The following is a 17503-nucleotide window of genomic DNA, read 5'->3' as shown; positions in this document are numbered from 1 at the left end:
ATTTTTCAAGTTTGCAAATATACAACAATAATTATATCATACAATTATATCTTTATAAAATATTTTTAAACTTAAAAAATCAGCATAATTATGTAACAATATCTTAAATTTACGTCTTATTTATCTATAGAAGAATACTAAACAATAATTAATTTATGAAAAAATCTTTAATGGCTTTAAGTACAGCTCTATTTATTAGCGCTTCTGCTAATGCACAAAAAGTAGAATTTGAAGAATTTGATTTAGACAATGGACTTCATGTTGTTTTACATCAAGATAATTCAGCGCCTGTTGTTATTACATCTGTAATGTACCATGTAGGTGCAAAAGACGAACAACCTAACAGAACTGGTTTTGCACACTTTTTTGAACACTTATTATTTGAAGGAACAAAGAACATTGAACGTGGTGAGTGGTTCAAACTTGTAACTGCTAATGGCGGTCAAAACAATGCAAACACTACAGATGACAGAACGTATTATTACGAAATATTTCCATCAAACAACTTAGAGCTTGCTTTATGGATGGAATCAGAAAGATTAATGCACCCTGTAATTAATCAAATTGGGGTTGATACTCAAAATGAAGTAGTAAAAGAAGAAAAAAGACTACGTGTAGACAATCAGCCATATGGGAATTTAATTAAAGCTGTTAAACAAAATATGTTTAAAAACCACCCTTATAGATGGACAACTATTGGGGAAATGGAACATTTAGACGCAGCTACTTTAGAAGAATTTACAGCTTTTAACAAGAAATTCTACATTCCTAATAACGCTGTTTTAGTAGTTGCAGGTCAGTTTGACAAAGCACAAGCTAAAGAGTGGATTAAGAAATATTTTAGTTCAATTCCAAAAGGAACTCCTGTAACTAGAACAAAAGCCGAAGAAGAGCCTATTACTAAAGAATTTAAAGCTTCATGGGAAGACCCAAACATTCAAATTCCAATGTTAGTAGCTTCTTACAGAACTCCTTCAATGAAAACTAGAGATGCAAGAGTTTTAGACATGATTTCTTCATACCTGTCTGACGGAAAAAGCTCAAAACTTTATAAAAAAATGGTTGATGAGAAGAAAATGGCTCTTCAAATTGGAGCATTCAATTACAGCCAAGAAGATCATAGTTTGTATTTCATTTATGGTTTACCAATGGGAACAAATACAACTGCTGATATGTTGAAAGAAATTGATGAGGAAATTTTAAAAATGCAAACAGAATTGATTTCTGAAAAAGATTATTTAAAATTACAGAATAAGTTTGAAAGTCAATACGTAAATAACAACGCTAGTGTTGAAGGTATTGCTGACAATTTAGCAACATACTACTTACTTTACGGAGATATTAATTTAATTAACACTGAAATTGAAATTTATCGTTCAATTACAAGAGAAGAAATTAAAGAAGTAGCAAACAAATATTTAAAATCAAACCAAAGAATGATTTTAGATTATGTACCAACTGCAGAAAAAGCGAAAAACTAAGAGATTTATTATGAAAAAAATAGTTTATATAGCAGCCTGTTTATTTTTAACAATAACAATGCAAGCACAAGATAGAAAGCAACCTAAATCTGGACCTTCTCCAACGGTTAACATTAAACAACCACAAAGCTTTACGTTGAAAAACGGACTTAAAGTTTTAGTTGTTGAAAATTCGAAATTACCTAGAGTAACTTATAGTTTAACACTTGATAATCCTCCATATGCAGAAGGAGCAAAAAAAGGTGTTTCTGACTTATTAAGTTCTTTATTAGGTAGTGGAACTGAAAAAATTTCAAAAAACGACTTTAATGAAGAAGTAGACTTCCTTGGAGCAAGAATTAGTTATTCATCAAACGGAGCTTATGCATCAGGTTTGTCAAGATATTCAAAAAGAATATTAGAATTAATGTCTGACGGAGTTATCAACCCTACATTTAGCCAAGAAGAATTCGACAAAGCAAAAGCACAAATCATTGAAGGAATTAAATCAAATGAAAAAAGTGTAACTGCTATTGCTAGTAGAGTTGAAAACATTTTAACTTTTGGTAAAGATCATTATAATGGGGAATACACTTCTGAAGAAACTCTTAAAAATGTTAGCTTAGCAGATGTTAAGTTAAATTACAATACTTATTATGTTCCTGGAAACGCATATTTAGTAATTGTTGGAGATGTAAACTTCAAAACAATTAAGAAAGAAGTTGAGGACTTGTTTGGAGATTGGAGAAAAGCCACTGCGCCTCAATTAAGCTACTCAGACCCTTTAGATGTTCAATACAGTAGAATCAACTTTATTGACGCTTCAAACGCAGTTCAATCTGAAGTTTCTTTAGTAAATCTTTCAAAATTAAAAATGACTGACAAAGATTATTTTGCTGCAATTTTAGCAAATCAAATTCTTGGTGGTGGTGGTGAAGGAAGATTATTTTTAAACTTACGTGAAAAACACGGTTGGACTTACGGATCATATTCTTCATTATCTTCAGGAAAATACATTGGAAAATTTAGATCAAGTGCGTCAGTAAGAAATACAGTAACAGACAGTGCAGTTGTTGAAATTTTCAACGAATTAAAAAGAATTAGAACAGAATTAGTTTCTGCTGAAGATTTACAAAATGCTAAATCTAAATACATTGGAAACTTTGTTATGCAAATTGAAAAGCCAGAAACGGTTGCTCGTTATGCATTAAATAAAGAAACACAAGGATTACCTGCAGATTTTTATGAAAACTACATTAAAAATATTAATGCTGTTACTGCTCAAGACATTCAAAATGCTGCAAAAAAATACTTTTTAGACAGTAATACTAGAGTAGTTATTGTTGGTAAAGCAGCGGATGTACTTCCTGGTTTAGAAAAATTAAGTAAAGACAGAAAACTTCCTATTTTCTATTTTGACAAATTTGGTAATTCAACTCAAAAACCAGAAGTTAAAAAAGAAATTCCAGCTGGAGTAACTGTTCAATCTATTATCAACAAGCACATAGATGCTATTGGTGGAGAAAAAGCATTAAAAAGCGTTAAAACAATTGCTGTGTTTTCAAATGGAGAAGTGCAAGGTACACCTCTAGAAATGACACTTAAATCATCTCCAAATAAGTTATCTGTAGAAATGAAAGCTATGGGAATGACTATGATGAAACAAGTGGTTAATGAAAAAGAAGCTTACATGGTTCAACAAGGACAAAGAAAGGAATTTACTGGTGATGATTTAAAAGAAATGCAAGACGCAACAGGGACTTTTAAAGAATTGAAATTACTTACAAACAAAGAAGCTTCTTTGATTGGAATTGAAACTATGAACGGTAAAGATGCCTATGCAATTAAAAGCGGCAAAACTACTTATTTTTATGATGTAGAGAACGGATTAAAAGTTGCTGAATCTAAAGAATTAGAGCAGGCAGGTCAGAAAATGACTCAAATAACTTACTATGAAGATTATAAAGATGTAAAAGGAATTAAATTCCCTTACATTACAAAAATGAATGTAGGAATTGAAATCGAATTAATCACTTCAGAAGTTAAAATTAACGAAGGAGTTACAGATGCTGATTTCAAATAAGAAAAAGTAATAAATATTTAAAAGCGCTCAAGAAATTGGGCGTTTTTTTATTTTCTACTCGAAAAATAAACCCCAATTAAAACTATTAATGCCCCAATTCCTTGAATAATATTAAGCATTTCATTCATTACAAAATAACCTAAAAGAATTGCAACTACGGGAATTATATAAGTAACCGATGAAGCAAAAACAGGTGAAGAAATCTGGATTAATTTAAAAAATAAAATATTTGAAAGACCTGTTCCTACAACTCCTAAAATAACAATGTAAATTAATGAATTTTGAACAGTTGTTTGATCTGCAATTTCAAAAAAACCTGAAAAAAACAAAACAATCAAAGCAGGAATTACCATAATTGTAAAGTTTCCTGTGCTTATGGTCAAAGGTTTTAAATCTGATAGGTTTTTTTTAATCAAATTAGCATTAATACCATAAAACAAAGAAGCCAAAAGAATTAAAAAAGCATAATAATAATTTTCAGTTGTATTCTCTCCATTGCCGAATAAAACCAATAAAGCAGAGCCCATAAAACCAATTAAAACTCCAAATATCTGCCTTCTCTGAGTGTCAATTTTAAAAAACAACATTCCTATAATTAGTGTCATTAAAGGAGTTAATGAATTTAAAATAGAGCTTACAGAACTATCTATTTTAGATAATGCAATTGCAAATAAATAAACCGGCAAAAAAGTTCCGAATAAAGAAGTAGTTGCAATATACTTCCACTTATGTAACGGTATTTTAGGCAAATGCTTAAATCCAATTATAATTAAAAAAGCGGCAGCAAATAAAATTCTTAAACTTCCCATTTGAATAGAGTTCACTCCTCTTAATCCTAATTTCATTAGCAAAAAAGAACTTCCCCACACCGTTCCTAGAAAAAATAACAAATACCATTTTGTGTTTTTACTTTCCATTTTGATTATTTATGAGTTCAAAATTCAGACTTTATTTTTAAATAACCCCTCAATTTTTAGTAATTTTGTACTATAACTTAAAATAGTACTCAATTTAAATAAAATAATATAATGGAAAATGTAAAGAATTTTATGCTAGTTGTTTTTACATCTGTGGCATTTTTAAGCTGCAAGAATGAAACGACCGAAAGTAAAGAAGTTATTCCCGTTGAGACTACAGCAGATACAGTTCCTAAAACAATTGCAGCTGAAAACCTTGAAACAGAGAGTTTTGCTATTGAAGGAATGACTTGTCAAATGGGATGCGCAAATACGATTGAAAATAAATTAGCCAATTTAGATGGTGTTCAAGAAGCAAAAGTAGATTTTGAGAACAAAACAGCTATTGTTTCTTTTGACAAAACGAAACAAGATAAAATTTCATTAATTAAAACTATTGAAGCTGTTGCTGGTGGAGATACTTATAAAGCTACTGAAGTTAAAAAGAAAGAAGCTATTTAATTTCTAAAAATAAAAAATCCTGCATTTAGCAGGATTTTTTATTTCCATTTCATGGTTTCAATTATCTGTCTAACATCTGCTTTTATATAATCTGCAGCAGGAAGTATTGAATCAAAATTTGGCTTTGCATAAAAATACAAACTACCAGTAATAAAATTTTTAGTGCTATCTGTAACATAAAACTGTATGTTCGTAGCTGCATTTCCTCCTACTTCATAAAACATACCATATACTTTATCATCAATATTTATAAAAGGTTGCTCCAAAATATCATCTGCTTTAATAACATGCTCATAAGTTAGTTTTTGAGCATCACGCAATAACTTATCTATATTGTTATTTACAGGTTTATACGTTAAATAAAGAGTCGCTTTCATTTTTGGATAGTTAACCTCTAATGCACAATCTTCTTTTAAAGAAACTTTTGAAAGAGTATTTACTTCAAATTCGAAATTACATTTTGAAGCTAATTTATCGTAAGTCGGGTCTGAGTATTCCAAACTAAGCTGACAATTAGGCTTAGGAACAGACTCATCTCCACAAGAACAAATAAGCAGTGAAAAAGCAACTAATAATAATCTATGTAAATAATTAAATTTCATTTTATGCTAACGTAACTTTAATTTGTTTTATTCTCTTTAGGTCTAAATTCTCAATTGTAAAAGTGCAATTCTTAAATATAATCTTTTGATTTTTCTTTGGAAAACTTCTCGAGATTTCAAGAATAAAACCCGCTAGAGTTTCGGCCTCACCTTTTGATTGCTCAAAATCTTCTTCAACAACATCTACAATTCTATAAAAATCTTTCAGGCTAATTTTTCCTTCAAAAAGAAAGTTTTTATCATCTATCTTCGAATAAATTATATTCTCGTCATCAAATTCATCACTAATATCACCAACAATCTCTTCCAAAATGTCTTCCAAAGAAACAAGTCCGCAAGTTCCTCCATACTCATCTACAACAATAGCAAGATGGTTTTTCATTCCTTGAAAATCCTTTAATAAATTGTCTAATTTTTTATTCTCTGGAACAAAAAAAGGGTCTCTAATTAGACTTTGCCAATTAAAATCTTTCGAGTCAATATGAGGGATTAAGTCTTTAATAAACAATACGCCTTCTATTTGATCAATATTGTCTTTATATACAGGGATTCTAGAATATCCTTTCTCAACTATTTTAACCATAACATCTTCGAATTCTTCTTCAATGTCTAAGGTAAAAAGATCTATTCTTGGAGACATGATTTGCCTAACTTCTGTATTCCCAAAAGTCACAATTCCCTCTAATATTTTTTGTTCTTCTTTTGATGTTTCAGATTGATTTGTAAGTTCTAAAGCTTGTGATAGTTGATTTATTGAAAAATTAGATTTAACACTGAATTTCTTTTCAATATAAACCGTAATATTTCGCATTGGTATAGTTACAGGAGATAAAAATTTATCCAAAACATATAAAGGTGTCGAAACCATTTTAGAGAAATGCAGATTGTTTCTACTTGCATAAATTTTAGGCAACACCTCTCCAAATAACAATATCAAAAAAGTAACTACAACAACTTCTAGAACAAATCTAAATATACCTTCGGGGACTGAATGAAACAACTTTTCACTTAACGAAGAAAACAAAATTACAACAGCAATGTTTATAAAATTATTGGTAACTAATATTGTTGCTAATAATTTTTTTGGAGCTTTTAATAATTTATCAATACTCTGGCTTTTATTGAAATCTTTATCAGCTAGTTCATCTAAATCAGTTTGAGACAAAGAAAATAAAGCTACTTCAGAACCTGAAATAAAAGCAGAACAAATAAGTAGAAACAAAACAGTAATTATACTGAATGTAAATTCAACATCAATAGTCGAAAGCAAACTGGAAGGATCTGTGTCCAATTCAAAAGGTATTAATTAAACATTAAAAAGGCAAATCGTCATTTTCTCCTTTTTCTTTATTGTCGTCAAAATTAGTCATTTTTCCTGACTCGTTGTTACTAGAATTGAAATTTTGCTTACCAGAAGACTCTGTTTCTTTTTTGGTGTTTAAAAAAGTAAACTCCATTACTTGAATCTCATTTGTATACTTTGTAGTTCCATCTTCAGCTTGCCATTGACGGGATTTGATACGTCCTTCGATATATATTTTATCGCCTTTAGATAAATATTTTTCACAAATTTCGGCGGCCTTATTCCTAACCACTATATTATGCCATTCAGTTGAAGTTATTTTTTCCCCTGTAGACTTATTAATATAAACTTCATTTGTAGCTAATGGAAATCTACCTATACAGTTTCCGCCATCAAAATAATGCATTTTTACTTCGTCTCCTAAATGTCCTATTAACAGGACTTTATTTAATGTTCCGTTCATGGCGTATATTAATTTATTTTAATCAAATATAATGCATTTGTGTGTATTATGAAAAATTTGCTTCTATAAAATTATGAAGCACTATTGGATATGGATATTTTTTAATTTTTTCAATACTTTCGGCCCCTTCTAATTCACAATCATAATTTAGTTTATAAAACCTAATATGTAAATCTTGATGGGAAAGTTTATGTCTTATATAGTCTTCATTATAAACAAATATATCGACAGGTCGTTTGTCTTTGAAATTAAAATTTTTAATTATCATCATCGATTCATCACTGTTTTTCTCTTCAATTTCTTCAATAAGCGGAAATTGAAATAAATTTTTCCAAATTCCATTTTCAACTCTTTTTTCTACGATAATATTTTTATTAGAATCTTCAAGAATTAAGTAATTTAAAAAACGCTTTGTGACTTTTATTTTTTTAGATTTATATGGCAGTTTATCTATTTCGTTTTTCTGCAATGCATAACAACTAGAGTTAAAAACACAACTACTGCAATTAGGATTTTTAGGCACACATTGTAATGCTCCAAATTCCATTATTGCTTGATTAAATTCGGAAGCATTATTATCAGGAAGTAGACTTTGTGCTAATTTTTGAAATTCAATTTTTGATTTTGATTGAGAAATATCTAGGTTTATGCCAAAATAACGCGACAAAACCCGAAACACATTTCCATCTAAAACAGCCACTGGTTCATTATATGAAAAGGAAGCAATTGCAGCGGCAGTATATTCTCCAACTCCTTTAAGCTTAAGTAGTTCTTTATAGTTTGAGGGAAACTCACCGTGCATGTCATTTACAATAGTTTTAGCAGTAAAATGTAAGTTTCTTGCTCTAGAATAATACCCTAATCCTTGCCAAAGTTTTAAAACATCTTCTTCGTCTGCATTTGCCAAAGCATTAACATCAGGAAACTTCTTTAAAAAAGCGTAATAATAAGGTAAACCTTGCGCTACGCGTGTTTGTTGCAATATGATCTCAGACAACCAAATATGATATGGATTAGTTGTTTCTCTCCAAGGAAGATTACGCATGTTTTGTAAATACCAATTAATTAAGACGTTAGAAAAATCCATATGTATCATTTAAAAAACAAATTTATGACTAATGCGCTAAAATTTAATTAATTTATGGTTGATTTATTGTTTTTTTAATTTGTATATTTGCAACCTCAAAAAAAGTACATAAACACATATATTAATAAGCAAAGAAAATGACGAAAGCAGACATCGTAGCAAAAATTTCTGAAAAATTAGGTCTTGAAAAGGGAGATGTTCAAGCAACAGTAGAGTCTTTTATGGAAGAAGTAAAAAACTCATTAGAAACAGGAGACAATGTTTACTTAAGAGGGTTTGGTAGTTTTATTATCAAGACTAGAGCTGAGAAAACAGGTAGAAATATTTCAAAAAACACTACTATCAAAATTCCTGCTCATAACATACCAGCATTTAAGCCAGCAAAAATATTTGTTGAAAGTATAAAAACGAAAACAGAAGTAGCTGTATAAATTATTATTAATCAAAAAAACTACACATTATGCCAAGTGGTAAAAAAAGAAAAAGACATAAGGTAGCGACTCACAAACGTAAAAAGAGAGCGAGAGCTAACCGTCACAAAAAGAAAAAGTAGTATAATACTACTTTTTTCTTTTTAAAAGTTCATTGAAATTAATCAGCAAAAACTGATTATCGGGTAAAAACCTGTAAAAAAATGTTAATCCATCCTTACGATTAAGTTAAGAGTTTTTATTTATAACTTTAAACTAATGGTCAGGATAAAAATGTACTGCATGAACAAAGAATTAATTATTCGATCAAGTTCTGAAGCTGTAGATTTTGCCTTATTAAAAGATGGAAAACTAATTGAATTACACAAAGAAGAAGAAAAAGGAAACGATTTTCATGTTGGCGATATTTTTATTGCTAAAATTAGAAAGCCGGTTGCAGGATTAAATGCTGCATTTGTTAACGTAGGTTATGAAAAAGATGCGTTTTTGCATTATCATGATTTAGGCCCTAATTTACCTTCTTTGATGAAGTTCATAAAACTTGTAAGCGCAGGTAAACTAAAAGATTATTCACTCAAAAACCACCCATTTGAAACCGAGATTAATAAAGATGGAGTTATCACTGATGTATTAAGTGCTAATCAATCTATATTAGTTCAAGTTGTTAAAGAACCTATATCTACAAAAGGACCAAGAATTAGTTCTGAAATTTCCTTAGCAGGTAGATATGTTGTTCTGGTTCCATTTTCTGAAAGAGTTTCTATTTCACAAAAAATAGAGTCTAAAGAAGAAAAAGAACGATTAAAGCGACTTGTAAAATCTATAAAACCAAAAGGGTTTGGGGTTATTGTGAGAACAGTAGCCGAAGGCAAAAAAGTAGCTGAATTAGACAAAGATTTACAAACATTAGTAGACAAATGGTCTGCTATGTGCAAAAAATTACAAACAGCTCATCATCCATCAAAAGTATTAGGAGAAGTTAATAAGGCTTCTTCAATATTAAGAGATGTATTTAACGATACTTTTACGAGTATTCAAATTGATGATGAAGATTTGTATTTGCAAACCAAGGACTATTTGCAAGAAATAGCTCCGGATAAAGTGTCTATCGTAAAACACTACCAATCAAAAGATTTACCTCTTTTTGAAAAATACAATATCGAAAGACAAATTAAAACTTCTTTTGGAAAAACTGTTTCAATGAGCAAAGGTGCTTATTTGATTATCGAACACACTGAAGCATTACATGTTGTAGATGTAAACAGTGGAAATCGTTCAAATAAAGCACAATCTCAAGAAGGAACAGCACTAGAAGTAAACTTAATTGCTGCAGCAGAAATTGCTCGACAATTACGTCTTAGAGATATGGGCGGTATTATTGTTGTCGATTTTATTGACATGCAAAGTGCCGAAAACAGAAAAGAGTTATACGATTTCTTAAGAGAAGAAATGAGTGACGATAAGGCCAAGCATAAAATCTTGCCTCCTAGTAAGTTTGGATTAATTCAAATTACTAGACAAAGAGTTAGACCAGAAGTAAATATTAAAACAAGAGAAGATGACCCAAATGAAAATGGGGAAATTGAAGCTCCAATTTTAATTATTGACAAAATTGCGTTTGACCTTGAAAAAATTATTAAAAGTCATAAGAAAGTTGTGCTAAATACACACCCTTTTGTGGCAGCTTACCTTGAAAAAGGTTTTCCATCAATACGTTCAAAATGGTTTTTTGAACATAAAAAATGGGTGAAAATTATACCTCGTGATGCTTACACGTATCTTGAATATCACTTTTTTAACGAAAAAGGTGAACAAATCAAGTAAAAAACAAAACCGCTATTCTTAATTGAATAGCGGTTTTTTTATTGTTTAGAGCTTTACTCTAATTCATACTCTAATCTTACAGTAATTCTTGCAGATTTGTTTTTGCTGTAAATATCAAAATTTCCTCCATAACTATCTTCTTCAGTAGAACCTTGTCCGGTTATTTGAAAAACACCCATATTAGCGCTTTTTAATTTCCCCAAATCACCACCTGCCGAATTCACAATTTTTTCTGCTCGTTCTCTCGCATCTTTCGATCCTTTTTCAATCAAACTGTGCTTTAAATCTGGTAAATCAGAATATGTATATTGAACAGGGTTTGAAGAAAGCTCAATTCCTGAGTTTATTAATTCAGCCGTTTTACTTGAAACTTGCTCAATTTTTTTCATTAATTCCGGATTCTTCTTCGCTTTAAAAGTTATTCTTTGCGTTGCTTCATAACCATCGAAAACAGTCTCATATTGATTTCTATATGAATTCTCTAAATTTTCAATTCTAATTTCTCGATATTTTTTATTAAAATTTACGGCTCCGAATGCAAATTCTGTAGATTTGAATCCTTTACTTATGAAAAAATCAGAAACAATTTTTTGGTCGGAAATAATCTTACTATATGCTTCTTTAATTTCATTACTTTTTGTTGAAAAACTCCCTGTCCATAATATTTCATCAGAAACAAAATCTTTAGTCCCAAGACCAACGACAGAAATAGAATCTAAATTTTCATTTCTATTTTTAAAGGCACTTCCTAATACATAAGAAGTAATAATAATTGCTAGACCAATAATAATTGCAGAAACTGCTTTTGTGTCAACTTTTTCCAAGAAAACTTTTAACATAATGAAGAAGATTATAAGATTAGTATTTAAAGATAATAAACTTTATACACAAAAATAAGACCAAAAATTTAAGTTTAATCTACTTTCTTTTCGATTGAAAAAAACGTTTCATTAAATCGGCACATTCATTTCCCAAAACGCCTTTCACAACTGCTGTTTTTGGATGTAATTTTGTTCCCATTTCAATAAAACCTCTGCTTTCATCAGTTGCACCGTAAACGATTTTAGAAATTTGACTCCAATATAATGCTCCAGCACACATTTGACATGGTTCTAAGGTTACATATAAAGTGCAATTTTTTAAATATTTACCCCCTAAGAAATTTGCAGCACTAGTTATAGCTTGCATTTCAGCATGAGCTGTAACATCGTTTAATAATTCGGTTAAATTATGACTTCGGGCAATTACTTTATTATCAATAACAACAATTGCACCTACAGGAATTTCTCCGTTTTCAAAAGCAGCTTCGGCTTCAACTAAAGCTTTTTTCATGAAATATTCATCTGTAAAAATATTCTCCATAAGTACAAAAATACAACTTCCAATTAGTACTTTTGTTACATGAAAGAAAATTTGCTTTCTCAAATAAACAACCCTACTGATTTAAAGAAGCTTTCTAAAAATCAATTGCCTCAACTTGCACAAGAGTTAAGAGATTTTATTATTGAAATTGTTTCTCAAAAAGGGGGGCATTTAGGCGCTAGCTTAGGAGTTATTGAATTAACAATTGCTTTACATTATTTATTTAATACACCAGAAGACCAACTTATTTGGGATGTTGGTCACCAAGCTTATGTTCATAAAATACTTACAGAAAGAAAAAATGTTTTTCATACCAATAGAGAACTGAACGGGATTTCTGGTTTCCCAAAACGAAGCGAAAGTGTTTATGACACTTTTGGAGTTGGACATTCTTCAACTTCGATTTCGGCAGCTTTAGGAATGGCCATTGCTTCTCAATTAAAAGGCGATTCTGAAAAACAACATATTGCAGTTATTGGCGATGCTTCTATTGCAAGCGGAATGGCTTTTGAAGGATTAAATCATGCTGGAGTTACCGATGCAAATTTATTAGTAATTTTAAACGATAATGCAATTGGAATTGACCCAAGTGTTGGCGCTTTAAAAGATTATTTAACTGCTGTTAAAGAAGGAAAGAATCCTAGACAGAATAACATCATAAAGTCATTAAATTTTGATTATTCTGGACCAATTGATGGTCATGATTTTAATGCTTTACTTACTGAATTAACACGATTAAAATTAGTAAAAGGCCCGAAATTTTTACATGTTATTACTACCAAAGGGAAAGGACTTCAGTTGGCAGAGGAAGATCAGGTGAAATATCATGCTCCAGGTAAATTTGAAGCTAAAACAGGTAAAATTCATCCAAAAAACGAAGAACATTTACCTCCAAAATTTCAAGATGTATTTGGACTAACGTTAGTAGAATTAGCAAAGGAAAATGAAAAAATAATAGGGATTACACCTGCTATGCCAACAGGAAGCTCTATGAAATACATGATGGAAGCATATCCTAAAAGAGCTTTTGATGTAGGAATTGCTGAACAACATGCGGTTACATTATCTGCAGGAATGGCAACCCAAGGAATGGTTGTTTTTTGTAATATTTATTCCACTTTTTTACAAAGAGCTTATGATCAAATTATTCATGATGTTGCTTTACAAAATTTACCAGTAATTTTTTGTTTAGATAGAGCTGGACTTGTTGGAGAAGATGGAGCTACACATCATGGTGTATTTGATATTTCATATTTAAATTGTATTCCAAATATGATGATATGTGCACCAAAAGACGAGATAGAATTACGAAATATAATGTATTCTGCATCTTTAGGCTTAAAACATCCAATAGCAATTCGTTATCCAAGAGGTCGTGGAGAAAATGTAAATTGGCAACAACCTTTTCAAAAACTTCATTTAAATGAAGCGATTCAGTTAAATAAAGGAAGAAATATCGCTGTTTTATCAACTGGAACAATTGCTTCAAATATTAAAAAAGCAATTTCAAAACTAAAACCAAATGAAATGGTTTCGCATTATCATTTTCCGATTGTAAAGCCAATAAATGAAAAAGAATTACGTTCTGTTTTTGAAAACTATAGTAAAATTATTACTGTAGAAGACGGATCTTTAATAGGCGGGTTCGGATCTATTATTAATTCATTTGCCTTAAAAAACGAATACAAAAACAAAGTTGTTAATTTAGGAATTTCAGATAATTTTATTGAACATGGAAGCGTTCTTGAGTTACAAAATATTTGCAAATTAGATTACACCCATATTTATCAAACTATAATTACTATTTAAAAATTATGAAAAAAATAATTTTATTAACTCTACTTTTTTGTTTAGTAAAAAATAACTATGCACAAATTGTAAGAACAAAATTACCTGATACTACAAGTAACTGGACAAAGAAAAATAAAGTAGGCTTAGATATTTCACAAATTACATTTCTAAATTGGAATGCTGGAGGAAACACCTCTATTTCTGGTCTTGCAAAGGGTAATTTTATACGTAAATATCAAAAAAATAATTTGGTTTGGAATAATGAATTGGTTGTGCGATATGGTATTAATAAACAAGAAGGTCAAGATACAAGGAAAACTGACGATCAATTTTTATTGAATTCTACCTTTGGTTACCGAAGAGACACTATTTCAAATTGGTTTCATGTAGCAAAATTTACTTTTAACACTCAGTTTGCCAACGGATATTCTTATCCCAATACAGAATTAGCGATTTCTAAGCCTTTTGCACCAGCTTATATTTTTTTAGGGATTGGAGCTGAGTATAATAGAAATGATTTAAATTTGGAGTTATACATGTCTCCATTAACATTAAAAACAACATTGGTATTGGATGACAGATTAGCCAATCAAGGAGCATATGGTGTCGACAAAGCTGAATATGATATTTTAGGAAATATAGTTCGTAAAGGGAAGAAAACAAGAAATGAAACAGGAATGCTTTTAAGTGGAAAATGGGAAAAGATAATATTTGAGAACATTGAGATGGAGAACAGAATTTCTTTATATTCTGACTATTTAAATAATTTTGGGAATATTGATGTTGATTGGCGATTTCAGTTAGAAATGACTGTTAATAAATATGTAAAAGCAAACATCTCTACACATTTAATTTATGATGACGATATTAAAACCAAAGAAGATGTTGCAGGGATTCAGGTTATTAAAGGCGCTAAAGTGCAATTAAAACAAATACTTGGAATTGGTATAGCGTATAGTTTTTAAAAAAAAGCCATCTGAAATCCAGATGGCTTTTTTTACATTAAGTTGTATTAATTAGTTCAAAATGACTTTTTTAGTAAACGATAAATCTTCACCATTCATTTTTAATAAGTAAATTCCAGATTGTAAAGAATTTAAATCTAAAGATTTTTCTATATTAAAATCGCTAACATTTTGGCTAAAAACTTCTCTTCCGTTTAAATCAAATATTTGAATATTCAGTTTACCTGAATAATTATTAATTGCTATATTAATCATCCCGTTAGAAGGATTTGGATAAACCTTAATCATATCTTCATTTTCAAAATAATTAACTGATAGAGTACAGTTTGGACCAGGTGCTGGAGCTGTAAAATCTTCTACTTGATCTGTAGCACTTGAAGCTGAACCTGATGACGCTCCTACTCCCAATCCTCTTCTTGCAAAAACTTCCCAGATTAAACAAAAATCTTGTCCACCAGTAGTAGCTTGGTCAGCAGCAATTAGAGCATTTCTTCCTGAAACGAAAGTTGGGTTACATCCTTGAAGTTTTAATCCGTCTAAAACCAGTTGCATTACTTTATTGTTTCCTCCTGTACCATTAAACTTATCAGCATCAAATCCATATTTACCAACATAAGCCCAGGCTAAATCCCATAACATTGTTGCCCAAACAGAACCCACACCATGTGGCACAACTTCTGTATTTGAATCTGCAAAAGTAAATGGGTTTATAGACATATCTGTTGAGTATGGATATGATCTAATTCCTCTTCCATTAGTTGGCTCACTTGTTGCAAAAGTTCCAATTCCATGAATATCTTCCGGTTGATCACCAGCTTTCATTTGCATCATTAAGGCGAAGAAATCAGACCATCCTTCTCCCATTTGTTCTTGGTTATTTAAACAACTTGTAGATGGACCTCCTGTTAATCTAGTAGAAATTCCATGACCATACTCATGCGCAATAATTCCATTATCAAAATCTCCGTCAGAATTAACAAAAGTAATTGGCTCGTCTTTTAATGTAGTGTTAATGGTATTACTAGACATCTCTGTAATTAAAGCTTCCCCAAAATTATATGTAACAAAAATAGCAGGAATAGTAATGGTAGCATCAGCTCCCGACATATTTACCAATGTATTTGGATTTGCAGCGTCATTATTTACTACTATTACCGCAACAGCACCAGCTGTTTGAGCATTCTTTACTTTTTCAACAAAAGGACAATTCCCTCTTCTTATAACTGCAATTTTACCATTTAAAGACGCAGCATTTAATGGTGGAGTTGTACCACAAGCCTCATTTGTTCCTCCAACAGGATCTAAATATAGAACTAAATCTTGTGTAATACCCGGTAACGGTGGCAATGCAACATAACCAGGGGAAAAAACATTATCTGCAGCTGGATATTCTCCACTTATACTTGCAGGAGAATTTATTGTAATATAATTTGGTCTTGGACCTACATCCCACAAGAACATTTGCATGCGTGGTCTACTTCCATCAACTGGTGTAGAGAAATTGGCATTGTTCGTTCCTGAACCATCTTGAGCATCTGCAAACACATAATCACCAAACAAAGAAGTTGCTCCGCCACGTCCATAATTGTTTGCTTGGAAATTACCATTTGGCTCGTCAAAACCATACTGATACCATACATCATGCATCATGTTACTCATGTAAAATAAATTTGTAGTAGAAGCATCTAGATACGTTGAAGCAGCAACACTAGTTCCTCCATAAGGAAAATCAAAACTTAAACCAGCGCCACCATCAGGACTTGCGCCTGTACCATTATTTCCATCGGCATCTTCTTGTGCGTGTACATTATTTCCACGTGTAATTGTAAATTCTGCACCATCAACTCCATTTGTGTCGTGCCATCCGTATGGTGATGCTAAAGTATTGTGAGGGTTTGTTACAAGTTGTCTTGAGCCATGATTTGGACTTTCAATATCAGAAGGTATTACCCTGTAAGAACCTGAAAACAAAGCTGACGTATTTGAATAATTATCTTTAAATGCTTTATTCGTAAAATTGAAATTATGGTTGTGTTCTTTGTGATTAGAATCGCCAAAGTTACAAGAAAGTACTAAATCATGTTTCTCTAACAAAACTCCATTTGAAGCATCTACTCTTAAACTCCATAAATGACTATAATCTTGAGAGTAAAAATTAAAGTCCCAAGCTAAAGTTAGATTTGAATTATCTGTATTAGGTTGAAAAACCAACTCAGCGCTTATCGGATCTTCATTTAAATTTCCGTTAGATATTAAATATTTATTATCTCCCAATTCATCAATAACTGCATAGCTATTTAATGATTCATTTAAAGTTAACAAAGCACTTTCCAAACCTTCAATTACTGATAAATTAGGGCTTGTTGTATTTATTTTTTGACTAAGACTTGAAACAAATGCATTTTGAATATTTATCACTTGGTCATTTTTATACCAAACATTTGAAACAGAATTGTAAATTGATATCCCACGATATTTTTGTTGAATATAATAATTATCAATTTTTGTAGCTTTAGAACTTCCAGTACTTATAACTGTCCACTCTGAAATATCTTGAGAAGACAAATTATTCATTTCTTTTTGAGATTCTAGATAATTTTGAATTTTAGCAATCGGAGCTTGAGAAAAACCAATTGAGCTAATAAAAATAAAAATTAATAGTAATGTTTTTTTCATGTTTATTGTTTTTTAAATCATGTTGAATAACAAAAATA

General features: G+C 30.6%; 15 protein-coding genes. 7 read left to right on the top strand and 8 right to left on the bottom strand.

Annotated features, from left to right (window positions below):
* Window positions 1-155 precede the first annotated feature (155 nt).
* The gene (locus ACQ65T_RS04075; protein ID WP_430399825.1) at window positions 156-1481 is read left to right on the top strand and encodes a M16 family metallopeptidase; all 1326 of its coding nucleotides are present in this window, start codon (window positions 156-158) and stop codon (window positions 1479-1481) included.
* Between the two features lie 10 nt (window positions 1482-1491).
* On the top strand, window positions 1492-3543 hold the full coding sequence (locus ACQ65T_RS04070) for an insulinase family protein (protein ID WP_430399824.1): 2052 nt from the start codon (window positions 1492-1494) through the stop codon (window positions 3541-3543).
* A 47-nt stretch (window positions 3544-3590) separates the two neighbouring features.
* Here the strand turns inward: ACQ65T_RS04070 and ACQ65T_RS04065 are convergent, their stop codons facing one another.
* The gene (locus ACQ65T_RS04065; protein ID WP_430399823.1) at window positions 3591-4460 is read right to left on the bottom strand and encodes a DMT family transporter; all 870 of its coding nucleotides are present in this window, start codon (window positions 4458-4460) and stop codon (window positions 3591-3593) included.
* A gap of 111 nt (window positions 4461-4571) precedes the next feature.
* On the opposite strand from ACQ65T_RS04065, the gene ACQ65T_RS04060 reads away from it, so the two are divergent.
* Window positions 4572-4961: a heavy-metal-associated domain-containing protein gene (locus ACQ65T_RS04060; protein ID WP_430399822.1), complete on the top strand. Its 390-nt coding sequence runs from the start codon at window positions 4572-4574 to the stop codon at window positions 4959-4961.
* Window positions 4962-4999: 38 nt separating this feature from the next.
* Here ACQ65T_RS04060 and gldD read toward each other — a convergent pair whose 3' ends face one another.
* Genes gldD through mutY form a run of 4 tightly spaced genes read right to left on the bottom strand, consistent with a single transcriptional unit; the run spans window position 5000 to window position 8416 of the window.
* A complete protein-coding gene (gene gldD, locus ACQ65T_RS04055) occupies window positions 5000-5563 on the bottom strand; it encodes a gliding motility lipoprotein GldD (RefSeq protein WP_430399821.1) in 564 nt (187 codons plus the stop codon).
* Between the two features lies 1 nt (window position 5564).
* On the bottom strand, window positions 5565-6854 hold the full coding sequence (gene gldE / locus ACQ65T_RS04050) for a gliding motility-associated protein GldE (RefSeq protein ID WP_430399820.1): 1290 nt from the start codon (window positions 6852-6854) through the stop codon (window positions 5565-5567).
* Between the two features lie 22 nt (window positions 6855-6876).
* On the bottom strand, window positions 6877-7329 hold the full coding sequence (locus ACQ65T_RS04045) for a single-stranded DNA-binding protein (protein WP_430399819.1): 453 nt from the start codon (window positions 7327-7329) through the stop codon (window positions 6877-6879).
* A 46-nt stretch (window positions 7330-7375) separates the two neighbouring features.
* A complete protein-coding gene (gene mutY, locus ACQ65T_RS04040) occupies window positions 7376-8416 on the bottom strand; it encodes an A/G-specific adenine glycosylase (RefSeq protein WP_430399818.1) in 1041 nt (346 codons plus the stop codon).
* Window positions 8417-8553: 137 nt separating this feature from the next.
* Between mutY and ACQ65T_RS04035 the strand changes: the two genes are divergently transcribed.
* Entirely contained in the window at window positions 8554-8847 is a 294-nt protein-coding gene (locus ACQ65T_RS04035) for an HU family DNA-binding protein (RefSeq protein WP_430399817.1), read from the top strand.
* 282 nt (window positions 8848-9129) lie between these two features.
* Complete coding sequence (locus tag ACQ65T_RS04030) at window positions 9130-10671, top strand: Rne/Rng family ribonuclease (RefSeq protein WP_430399816.1); 1542 nt, start codon at window positions 9130-9132, stop codon at window positions 10669-10671.
* A 53-nt stretch (window positions 10672-10724) separates the two neighbouring features.
* On the opposite strand, the gene ACQ65T_RS04025 is transcribed toward ACQ65T_RS04030, so the two are convergent.
* Together ACQ65T_RS04025 and ACQ65T_RS04020 are read right to left on the bottom strand one after the other, a co-directional pair.
* A complete protein-coding gene (locus tag ACQ65T_RS04025; protein WP_430399815.1) occupies window positions 10725-11510 on the bottom strand; it encodes an SIMPL domain-containing protein in 786 nt (261 codons plus the stop codon).
* 79 nt (window positions 11511-11589) lie between these two features.
* Entirely contained in the window at window positions 11590-12033 is a 444-nt protein-coding gene (locus tag ACQ65T_RS04020; RefSeq protein WP_430399814.1) for a nucleoside deaminase, read from the bottom strand.
* A 39-nt stretch (window positions 12034-12072) separates the two neighbouring features.
* Here ACQ65T_RS04020 and ACQ65T_RS04015 point away from each other — a divergent pair, with 39 nt between their 5' ends.
* A complete protein-coding gene (locus tag ACQ65T_RS04015; RefSeq protein WP_430399813.1) occupies window positions 12073-13842 on the top strand; it encodes a 1-deoxy-D-xylulose-5-phosphate synthase in 1770 nt (589 codons plus the stop codon).
* A 5-nt stretch (window positions 13843-13847) separates the two neighbouring features.
* On the top strand, window positions 13848-14789 hold the full coding sequence (locus tag ACQ65T_RS04010; protein ID WP_430399812.1) for a DUF3078 domain-containing protein: 942 nt from the start codon (window positions 13848-13850) through the stop codon (window positions 14787-14789).
* A gap of 51 nt (window positions 14790-14840) precedes the next feature.
* On the opposite strand, the gene ACQ65T_RS04005 is transcribed toward ACQ65T_RS04010, so the two are convergent.
* Window positions 14841-17465, bottom strand: coding sequence for a T9SS-dependent M36 family metallopeptidase (locus ACQ65T_RS04005; RefSeq protein ID WP_430399811.1), 2625 nt, complete (start codon window positions 17463-17465; stop codon window positions 14841-14843).
* Window positions 17466-17503 lie beyond the last annotated feature (38 nt).

The sequence above is a fragment of the Flavobacterium sp. genome (assembly GCF_965284515.1).
Classification (GTDB): domain Bacteria; phylum Bacteroidota; class Bacteroidia; order Flavobacteriales; family Flavobacteriaceae; genus Flavobacterium.
This window is presented reverse-complemented; position numbering and strand designations above follow the sequence as displayed.